Raw genomic sequence first — 8,372 nt, forward strand, 5'->3', positions numbered from 1 at the left:
ATTCGGCTCACGGCCGTTCAGAACGGTCCCCCGCCAGAGACCGCCTCGGCGGCCGCGAGCCACTCGAGATACCAACCTGCGAAGTCCAGCAGAGAGCCGCCGGCGTCCCGTACCGGATGTAGGTCCTTGCCGTCGGAGCGCGGGTCACGCCATATCCGGCCTCGCTCCGATCCCGTGACGACCAGCCAGGCCGTCAGCCCGCAGCCCTCATCGCACAGGCAGAGTGCGCCCGCAGTAAACCGCGGGTCGTACTGCACATCTGCCAGACGCTCTTCCCACACCTCGAGGGCCGCTTCGAAATCGGCGAGGTCGTCGAAGTCCTCCACGAGAGGCTGCTCGACCAGAATCTCTACTGCTGCCTCCGGGTCAGCCCCACCCGGAAACAACTCGGCGACCCTGCCCGGCTCGACCTCCTCAGGGGCATCTCCAATCCAGCGCCAACCGCCGGAGTCCACGCGCCGCACCGGAAAAACACCGTAAGCCGGACCAGCCCCGCCGGCTCCGACGTGAAGCAGGAACGAGCGATAGTCCTCGGGCAGCTCAACACCCAACCAGGCCTCGAGGTCGGCCACCTCGGCCGCCGGCAGAGGCGCATCGAGCGCAAAGCCGTGCCCCGTCGACCCGAACACCTTGTCGCTGCTCGAGCCTGCGGCCAGAGCCAGAACTCGCTCGCGTACCCCGGCCCAGTCGGTCATGGCGCCTGACGATATCGGCTGTCCCCCCGCTGCCCGTGCTCAGGCCTGGCACGCACCAGCAGCTCCTCGCCCGCGGAGGCGTCCCAGCAACCTCTGCCCAACGGACGATCAGTCCGTGACGCGCACGCCGGGAGGAACGCTCATGCTCCGGCCGTAGGGGCGATCTCGTCGATCAGGCCGCGGATGCGCTTCTCGATCTCGTCGCGGATGGGCCGTACGGCGTCGACGCCCTGGCCGGCCGGGTCCTGGAGCTCCCAGTCGAGGTAGCGCTTGCCGGGGAAGACCGGGCAGGTGTCGCCGCAGCCCATCGTGATGACGACGTCCGAGGCCTGCACGGCCTCGGTGGTGAGCACCTTGGGGATCTCGGCCGAGACGTCGATGCCGGCCTCCGCCATGGCTTCGACGACGGCCGGGTTGACCGTCGCGGCGGGTGCGGACCCGGCGGAGCGCACCCGCACGCGGTCGCCCGCGAGGTGGGTGAGGAAGGCGGCGGCCATCTGGGAGCGCCCGGCGTTGTGGACGCAGACGAAGAGCACGGACGGCGGTTCGGCAGGGGTGTTCATGGCGGGTGCGCTTTCTGACGGAGGGCCGGGTCAGGGGAGGGTGGGGGTGGCGCGTTCGGGTTCGCCCGTGAGGCCGGCGGGGGCGGTGAGGGCGGTGGGCGCGGGTTCCGGGAGTCCGAAGACGGCGGCGACCAGGCCCAGCCCGAGCGTGGCGCCGACCAGTTGGGCCGCGATGAACGGGACGACGGAGCCGGGGGCGATCCCAGCGAACGTGTCGGTGAAGGCCCGGCCGATGGTGGCCGCGGGGTTCGCGAACGAGGTCGACGACGTGAACCAGTACGCGGCGCCGATGTAGGAGGCCACGGCCACGGGTGCGTAGCGGGCCTGGTCGGTGCGGGCCAGGCCGAAGACGAGCAGGATGAGGCCGGCGGTCGCGACGACCTCGCCCAGCCACAGGTGACCGGCGAAGCGGTCATGCGTGGACCACCGCACGAGCGGCCTGCCGAACATCGCGTCGGCCAGGAGCGCGCCTGCGACGGATCCCGCGACCTGGGCCGGTATGTACGCGGCGGCCTCGCGCGCGCTCGGTCCGTCCCCGTTGCGGCGGCCGGTGGCCCAGGCGGCGAGGGTGACGACGGGATTGAAGTGGGCGCCGGAGACCGGTCCCAGCAGTGCGATCAACACGCCGAGGCCGAAGACCGTGGCGAGCGAGTTGGCGAGCAGTTGCACGCCCACGTCGTGGGTCAGCTCGGTGGCCTGGATGCCGGAGCCGACGACCACCGCGACCAGGGCGGCCGCCCCGGCCGCTTCGGCGGCGACCCGACGGCCGAGCGGGATGCTCACGCTGTCGCCTGGGCGGCCTGTGACGTCTTCAGGAAGGCGGAGAGCCGGTCGAGGGTGGCGGGCAGCGCCCAGTAGTAGACCCAGGTGCCCCGCCGCTCGCAGTCGATCAGTCCGGCCTGTCGCAGCAGCTTGAGGTGGTGCGAGATGGTCGGCTGGGAGAGGTCGAAGGCCGGGGTCAGGTCGCAGACGCACACCTCACCGCCCGCCTGCGAAGCGATCATCGACAGCAACCGCAGGCGCACCGGGTCGCCCAGCGCCTTGAACAGCCTGGCCAGCTCGGCCGCCTGGTCGTCGTCCAGGGGCGCGGCCACCAGGCCGGGGCAGCACGCGCCGTTCTCGTCGCTCCGCCCGAGGACCACAAGCTCTTGCTTCGACATGCGTCTATGTTGACATCCTTCGATACAGGTTGCAAGCTTGCATCGATGTAGATCAATACAAGCCGATGGGAGCACCGCCATGTCCCGCGCTCAGCTCGCCCTGCGCGTCAGCGACCTCGAAGCGTCGATCACCTTCTACTCGAAGCTGTTCGGCACCGAACCGGCCAAGCGGCGCGAGGGATACGCCAACTTCGCCATCACCGAACCCCCGCTCAAGCTCGTCCTGATCGAGGGCGGCCCCGGCGAGGAGACCCGCCTCGACCACCTCGGCGTCGAGGTCGAGTCCACCGACCAGGTCCACGCCGCCACGGCCCGGCTCAAGGACGCCGGTCTCGCCACCTTCGAGGAGAACGACACCTCCTGCTGCTACGCCCTGCAGGACAAGGTATGGGTGCACGGCCCCGGCAAGGAGCCGTGGGAGGTCTACGTCGTCAAGGCCGACGCCGACACCCTCGGCAAGAGTGCCGACCCCGCGGCGACCGGCGACGGCTGCTGCACCACCCCGGCAACCGAGGAAGCCCCCGTAGCCGCCGGGTGCGCTTGCGGGCAGTAGGGCATGGTGCCCGGGGCCTCGCGCCGGGTGTCCTGGACGGCGTGTGTGCACACGTCCACGGTGATGTCGATCGGGAGTGGCCGGGGGCACGCCCATGGCGGGAGTGGCCGGGGGCACGCCCATGGCGGGAGTGGCCGGGGGCACGCCCATGGCGGGCGTGCCCTCGGGTGACTGCGGCGGCCGCTACCGAAGCACGATGATCACGGCGCCTTCGTCGACGTATCGGTGATCGAAGCGGTTGTCGTAGCGGTGATCGAAGCGGTTGTCATAGCGGTTGTCGTAGTGGTTGTTGTAGCAGAACCCCGGGTGGCCGAAGCAGGACCCCGGGTAGTTGAAGCGGAACCCGCCGTGGTCGGAGCAACGCCAGTCGTAGTTGCCGTAGCACCAGTCGGCGGGCGCCTGGGTGTGCACGGCAGGGGCTGCCGCGGCCGTGCCGGCCGCGCTGATCGCAGCGCCGCCGGCCATCAGAATGCCGGCAGCGAACGTCGCGCCGAGACGCCTCGCGCGTTGTGCTCGCATGATGGATACGTCCTTCCTTCCGACGTCTCGCGCGACTCTCTGTGGCACGAGACGGATGGCTGCGGCCGCGGAGCACGTCCCGCATCCGAGGTCCCGCTGTACTGGGCCGGCCGATCAGGTGCGCACTCCCGGAATGCGGCCTACTTCCAGTACGCCTGAAACATCCTTTTGGATTGCCACCGGCCCGGAGGCCGCGGCGTCGGCCGGGCGGCCGCATGCGGGCCGGTGCGTGCAGAGGCGCTCCTCACGGTCGGCCGAGGCTGTTGCCCCACAGCGACGTGTCGGTGCTCTTGAGGCTGGGGACGCCGCCGTACGTGCCGCCGTCGGCGGTGACGAGCGGGGCGGAGAGCTGGTCCTCCAGAAGTCCGTCGCGGACCCGCACGATGGTGCTGTCGTGGTCGGTCCTGCCGGGCTCGAACGTCTTCCCGTCGATCGCGGCCTTCAGGTAGCTCAGGGCGTACTTGGCGTAGAGGTCGACCGGCTGGGACACGGTGGCGTCGATGGTGCCGTCGGAGATGTCCTCGAGCTCCCTGGGGATACCGTCGTTGGAGACCACGAACACGTGCTTCGGGTTCCCCGGGCCGACCAGCAGTCCCTGCTCCCTGAGCACGTGCAGCGTGCTGGACAGGGCGAAGCTGGCCTGCATGTAGATGCCCTTGATGTCCGGGTGGGCGGTCAGGTCGGTCTGGAGCTTCCGCGCGGCGACGTCCTCGTCCCAGTTGGTGGTCTCTGCGAACACCTTGACGCCCGGGTAGTTCGCTTTCATGCATGCGTCGAACCCCTCGGTGCGATCGCGGCTGTTGATCGACGAGAGGTCGCCCTGGAGCATCACGACCTTGCCCCTGCCGCCCAGCTTGGTGCCCAGGTACTTGCACGCCTTCTCGCCGTAGGCGCGGTTGTCGGCGCGGACCACCATGTACACCCTGCCGGTGTCGGGACGGGTGTCGATGGTGACGACCGGGATCCTCGCCGCCTGCAGCTGCGCCAGGATCGGGGCGATGGCGAAGGTGCTCTGCGGTGCCATCGCGATGGCCTCGGCGCCCCGGAGTATGAGTGTCTGCGCGTTGGCGGCGAGCTTGGCGACGTCGTTCTGCGAGTCGGTGGTCCTGAGCGAGAGGCCGAGCTGCTTGGCGTACTCGGGCGTGTACCTCATGTACGCGTTCCAGAAGTCGGTGTCGGAGCGCGGGTAGTCGACGCCGACCAGCGGCTTGGCGCCGCTCGCCGTGACCGGGCTGCCGGAGCCGCCGCCGCAGGCGCCGAGCAGCACGAGGGCGGAGAGGGCGGAAGCAGCTGAGAAGAGGACGGGTCTGGGCCTCATCGGTACTTCCTCGCGGTGGGTCCCGAAGCGCCTGCCGTCTCCCCCGGGCTCACCCGACCGACGGAGACCTGCCACCCGGCCGACACCAAACTGTCTCATTCGCCAATATACCCGGGCATTATTCCCCTTTTCCCGTCCGGCACCAGCACCAGCACCAGCACCAGCACCGGCACCGGCACCCCCGTCGCACAGTCAGGCGCGCCCGTGCGCCTGCTGTGTGTGTCGGGACAGTGAGTCGATGACCACCGCGGCGAAGAGCACCCCGCCCGTGATCACCAGCTGGGCGGCGGTGGGCGTGTCGGTGAGGGCCATGCCCGAGGCGATCGACTGGATGACCAGGATGCCGAGCACTGCGCACCAGGTCGTCCCGCGTCCGCCGAACAGGCTGGTGCCGCCGATGACGGCGGCGGCGATGGCGTTGAGCAGCAGGACGCCGGAGCCCGAGTTCTGGCTCACCGACGTGATGCGCGAGGCCAGGAACAGGCCGCCGGCGGCCGCCAGGGTGCCGGAGACCGCGAGCACGGCCGTCTGTACGCCGGTCACGCTGAGGCTGGCGCGACGGGCCGCCTCGACACTGCTCCCCAGCGCGTAGACCTGCCGTCCGTAGGACGTGCGCCGGAGCACGAGGTCCAGGCCCGCGACCGTGGCGAGGAAGATCAGCAGAGCCAGCGGCAGGCCCTGGAACTGGTTCAGCACATAGGCGGAGCCGAACGCGATCACCGCCACCGCTCCCGTGCGCACCCCGATGGTGTGCAGCGGGCGGTGCGGCATGCCGACGGCCCTGCGGCGGCGCCTGTTCAGGTAGGAGGCGAGGAAGACCAGGGCCGTGGCGAGTGCCGCCACCGCGTAGGCGACGCCGGCGTTGGTGAAGTAGTAGCTGGTGAGGTGGGCGATGAGCCCGTTCTCGTCGAGGTTGACGGTGCCGCTGGTGCCGAGGATGGCGAGCATGACTCCGTTCCACGTCAGCAGCCCGGCGAGGGTGACCACGAAGGCCGGCACCCGGGTCCTGGCGACGGAGTACCCCTGGACGGTCCCCGCCACGGTGCCCGTCAGTACGGCGGCGATCAGGGCGAGCCACTCCGGCACGCCGTGGTTGACGTTGAGCACCGCGAAGACCGCGGCGGCGAGCCCGCTGATCGAGCCGACCGACAGGTCGAGTTCACCGAGCAGCAGCACGAAGACGATGCCGACCGCGATGAGGCCGGTGCCCACGATGTCCACGCCGAGGTTGGACAGGTTGCGGGGCGAGAGGAAGGCGGAGTTCAGGCACTGGAAGATGATCCAGACCGCGGCGAGGACGAGGGTGACGGGAAGGTAGCCGAGTTCACCGGCGCGCAGGCCGCGCCGCCGGACGGCGATCCAGCCCGCCACGGCACGGGTGACGGCACGCCCGGCACGGCCCTGACGGGCCTTCGCGGTGGCTGCCGCGGGACCGGTCCGCGTCTCGTCCGGCATGTCACGCATCCCATTCCTCACTCTCGGCCTCGTGGTGGGCCGGCCGGCGGGGCACGTTCTCCGTGGCGCCCGTGATGGAGGAGATGATCTGCTCCTGGGAGGAGGTGCTGACGTCGAAGAAGCCGTTGTTGCAGCCCAGTCGCAGCACGGCGGCCCGGTCGGCGAGCGCCTTCACGTCGCCCATGTTGTGGCTGATGAGCAGGATCCCCAGGCCGTGGTCGCGGAGGCGGTCGACGAGGTCGAGGACCTCGGTGGTCTGCTCGAACCCCAGCGCCGCGGTCGGTTCGTCCAGAAGCAGGACGCGCGGGTCGCCGAGAAGCGAGCGGGCGATGGCGACGGTCTGCCGCTGGCCGCTGGACAGCGACACCAGGGGACCGCGCAGATCAGGGACGCTCCGGGTCAGGCGCTGCAGCAGTTGTGTGGTGCGGAGCTCCATCTCCACCTCGTCGAGGAGGCCGAACCTGCGGATCTCCCGCCCGAGGAAGAGGTTGCCGACGACGTCGAGGTTTCCGCACAGCGCCAGGTCCTGGTAGACGGTGGCGATGCCGAGGTCCCGGGCTTCCTGGGGTCGCCGGATGTGCACGGGCCGGCCCTCCCACTCGATGCTCCCCTGGTCCGCGGGAGCGACCCCGGAGATCACCTTGACCAGGGTGGACTTGCCGGCTCCGTTGTCGCCGAGCAGGGCAAGGACCTCGCCGGCGTAGATCTCCAGCTCGATGTCCCGGAGGACCTCGACGACGCCGAAGCGCTTGCACACGCCGCGCAGGGCGAGCAAGGGGGGCGGCAAGAGAATCATCTCCTTCCCGGGCCCGGGGCCGGCCGCTCCCGCCTGTCAGGTGAGCCCGGCCTTGTGGCAGTCGCCCGCGAGTGGCGGGGGGCAGATCTGTTCGAGCGTGTACACGCCGTCCCTCACCAAGGTGTTCTTGATGGTGGCAAGGATCACGGACACCGGAGTGAGCAGCACGGCCGGAACCTCCGCGCCGCTGCGGGTTTTCACCCGCCTGGTGGCCACCCCGTCGAGGCGCCGGCCACGGGCGGCGGCCACGGCCATGGCGCCGCCGGCGGCTGCCTCGGGTCCGAACGGCTTGTAGACCGTCATGTACTGATCGCCGCTGACGATGCGCCGCACGGCCGCGAGTTCGGCGTCCTGCCCGGTGACAGGGGGCAGCGGGGTGACCTTGTCGGCCTTGAGGGCGGCGATGCTGCCGGCGGCGAGGCCGTCGTTGGCGGCGTAGACGCCGTCGATGCTGTCGGCGCCCAGCGCGGAGAGGGCTCCGGACATGTTCCGGTTGGCCGCCTCCGTGGCCCACTGGGGTGTGTCGTACTCCTTGGCGATCGTCACCTTCCCCCGGAGTTCGGACAGTGCGCCCTGCTTGAACGCCAGCGCGTTGGGGTCACCGGGGTCGCCGTTCATCATCACGATCCGGCCGCCGTGCGCCTTGGCCCCCATGGCCGTCAGCAGCGCCCTGCCCTGGAGCCTGCCGATCTCCTGGCCGTCGAAGGAGACGTAGGCCGAGATCGGGCCCTCGACGAGGCGGTCGTAGGCGATGACCGGGATGTGCGCGGCAGCCGCTTTTCCGACCGAGGGGCCCATCGCCCTGGCATCGACGGCCGTCAGCACGATGGCATCGACCCCGTCGGCGATCGACGAGTCCATCTGTTGCTGCTGGGTGGCCACGTCACCTTTGGCGTTGGCGTGCTCGGTCGAGCAGGCGCCGCACAGCTGCCGGATCCGCTGTTCCAGCAGGGGCCTGTCCTGTGTCTCCCAGCGGGCTGTGGTGGAGTCCGGCAGCAGCACGCTGATCTTCCGTGCGCCCCCTGCACCGGAGGTGCTCCCTGAGTCCGGTCCGCAGGCGGTGAGGGACACGGCCGTCGAGACCGCCGCCAAGGCAAGGGCGGTGTCCCGAACGCAGGCTTTCATGCGCGAGACCTCCCTCCTCCCGGGAACGCCGCGGCCGTGACCGCGGCGCGGCGGGGGGGGGGGGGGGGGGGGGGGGGGGGGGGGGGGGGGGGGAAGGCGAGGGGGGGGGGGGGGGGGGCCGGGGGGGGGGGGTCAACGCGGGGGGCCGCGGGGAAGGCAAGGTCGCCTTCCCCCCCCCCCCGCTCCTC

The 8,372-nt window shown here is 70.7% G+C and carries 10 protein-coding genes; 1 reads left to right on the forward strand and 9 read right to left on the reverse strand.

Annotated features, from left to right (window positions below; all coding sequences use genetic code 11):
* Positions 1-17: 17 nt before the first annotated feature.
* The 4 genes from ACZ63F_RS07845 to ACZ63F_RS07860 all read right to left on the reverse strand — a co-directional run bounded on the left by ACZ63F_RS07845 (position 18) and on the right by ACZ63F_RS07860 (position 2,418).
* Positions 18-695 (reverse strand): SMI1/KNR4 family protein, encoded by a 678-nt coding sequence (locus ACZ63F_RS07845; protein ID WP_469709633.1) that lies wholly within the window; start codon positions 693-695, stop codon positions 18-20.
* A 140-nt stretch (positions 696-835) separates the two neighbouring features.
* Positions 836-1,258: an arsenate reductase ArsC gene (locus ACZ63F_RS07850; protein ID WP_469709634.1), complete on the reverse strand. Its 423-nt coding sequence runs from the start codon at positions 1,256-1,258 to the stop codon at positions 836-838.
* Positions 1,259-1,288: 30 nt separating this feature from the next.
* Entirely contained in the window at positions 1,289-2,041 is a 753-nt protein-coding gene (locus tag ACZ63F_RS07855) for an aquaporin (RefSeq protein ID WP_469709635.1), read from the reverse strand.
* Positions 2,038-2,418 carry an ArsR/SmtB family transcription factor gene (locus tag ACZ63F_RS07860; protein WP_469709636.1) on the reverse strand — a complete coding sequence of 127 codons (381 nt, stop codon included), beginning with the start codon at positions 2,416-2,418 and terminating at the stop codon, positions 2,038-2,040. Before ACZ63F_RS07860 ends, ACZ63F_RS07855 begins: the two co-directional genes overlap by 4 nt.
* A gap of 79 nt (positions 2,419-2,497) precedes the next feature.
* Between ACZ63F_RS07860 and ACZ63F_RS07865 the strand changes: the two genes are divergently transcribed.
* Entirely contained in the window at positions 2,498-2,971 is a 474-nt protein-coding gene (locus tag ACZ63F_RS07865) for an ArsI/CadI family heavy metal resistance metalloenzyme (protein WP_469709637.1), read from the forward strand.
* 183 nt (positions 2,972-3,154) lie between these two features.
* Here ACZ63F_RS07865 and ACZ63F_RS07870 read toward each other — a convergent pair whose 3' ends face one another.
* The 5 genes from ACZ63F_RS07870 to ACZ63F_RS07890 all read right to left on the reverse strand — a co-directional run bounded on the left by ACZ63F_RS07870 (position 3,155) and on the right by ACZ63F_RS07890 (position 8,184).
* Entirely contained in the window at positions 3,155-3,490 is a 336-nt protein-coding gene (locus ACZ63F_RS07870) for a hypothetical protein (RefSeq protein WP_469709638.1), read from the reverse strand.
* A gap of 244 nt (positions 3,491-3,734) precedes the next feature.
* Positions 3,735-4,808: a sugar ABC transporter substrate-binding protein gene (locus ACZ63F_RS07875; protein ID WP_469709639.1), complete on the reverse strand. Its 1,074-nt coding sequence runs from the start codon at positions 4,806-4,808 to the stop codon at positions 3,735-3,737.
* Positions 4,809-5,000: 192 nt separating this feature from the next.
* On the reverse strand, positions 5,001-6,272 hold the full coding sequence (locus tag ACZ63F_RS07880) for a sugar ABC transporter permease (RefSeq protein WP_469709640.1): 1,272 nt from the start codon (positions 6,270-6,272) through the stop codon (positions 5,001-5,003).
* Positions 6,265-7,059: an ATP-binding cassette domain-containing protein gene (locus ACZ63F_RS07885; RefSeq protein ID WP_469709641.1), complete on the reverse strand. Its 795-nt coding sequence runs from the start codon at positions 7,057-7,059 to the stop codon at positions 6,265-6,267. Before ACZ63F_RS07885 ends, ACZ63F_RS07880 begins: the two co-directional genes overlap by 8 nt.
* A 36-nt stretch (positions 7,060-7,095) precedes the next feature.
* Positions 7,096-8,184: a substrate-binding domain-containing protein gene (locus ACZ63F_RS07890; RefSeq protein ID WP_469709642.1), complete on the reverse strand. Its 1,089-nt coding sequence runs from the start codon at positions 8,182-8,184 to the stop codon at positions 7,096-7,098.
* Positions 8,185-8,372: the final 188 nt, after the last annotated feature.

It is taken from the genome of Streptomyces sp. NPDC104761 (assembly GCF_055583445.1).

Excerpts from the sequence above, each read along its gene's own strand:
- ACZ63F_RS07845 (WP_469709633.1), bottom strand. The coding sequence starts at position 695 with ATGACCGACTGGGCCGGGGTACGCGAGCGAGTTCTGGCTCTGGCCGCA.
- ACZ63F_RS07850 (WP_469709634.1), bottom strand. The coding sequence starts at position 1,258 with ATGAACACCCCTGCCGAACCGCCGTCCGTGCTCTTCGTCTGCGTCCAC.
- ACZ63F_RS07860 (WP_469709636.1), bottom strand. The coding sequence starts at position 2,418 with ATGTCGAAGCAAGAGCTTGTGGTCCTCGGGCGGAGCGACGAGAACGGC.
- ACZ63F_RS07865 (WP_469709637.1), top strand. The coding sequence starts at position 2,498 with ATGTCCCGCGCTCAGCTCGCCCTGCGCGTCAGCGACCTCGAAGCGTCG.
- ACZ63F_RS07870 (WP_469709638.1), bottom strand. The coding sequence starts at position 3,490 with ATGCGAGCACAACGCGCGAGGCGTCTCGGCGCGACGTTCGCTGCCGGC.
- ACZ63F_RS07875 (WP_469709639.1), bottom strand. The coding sequence starts at position 4,808 with ATGAGGCCCAGACCCGTCCTCTTCTCAGCTGCTTCCGCCCTCTCCGCC.
- ACZ63F_RS07880 (WP_469709640.1), bottom strand. The coding sequence starts at position 6,272 with ATGCGTGACATGCCGGACGAGACGCGGACCGGTCCCGCGGCAGCCACC.
- ACZ63F_RS07885 (WP_469709641.1), bottom strand. The coding sequence starts at position 7,059 with ATGATTCTCTTGCCGCCCCCCTTGCTCGCCCTGCGCGGCGTGTGCAAG.
- ACZ63F_RS07890 (WP_469709642.1), bottom strand. The coding sequence starts at position 8,184 with ATGAAAGCCTGCGTTCGGGACACCGCCCTTGCCTTGGCGGCGGTCTCG.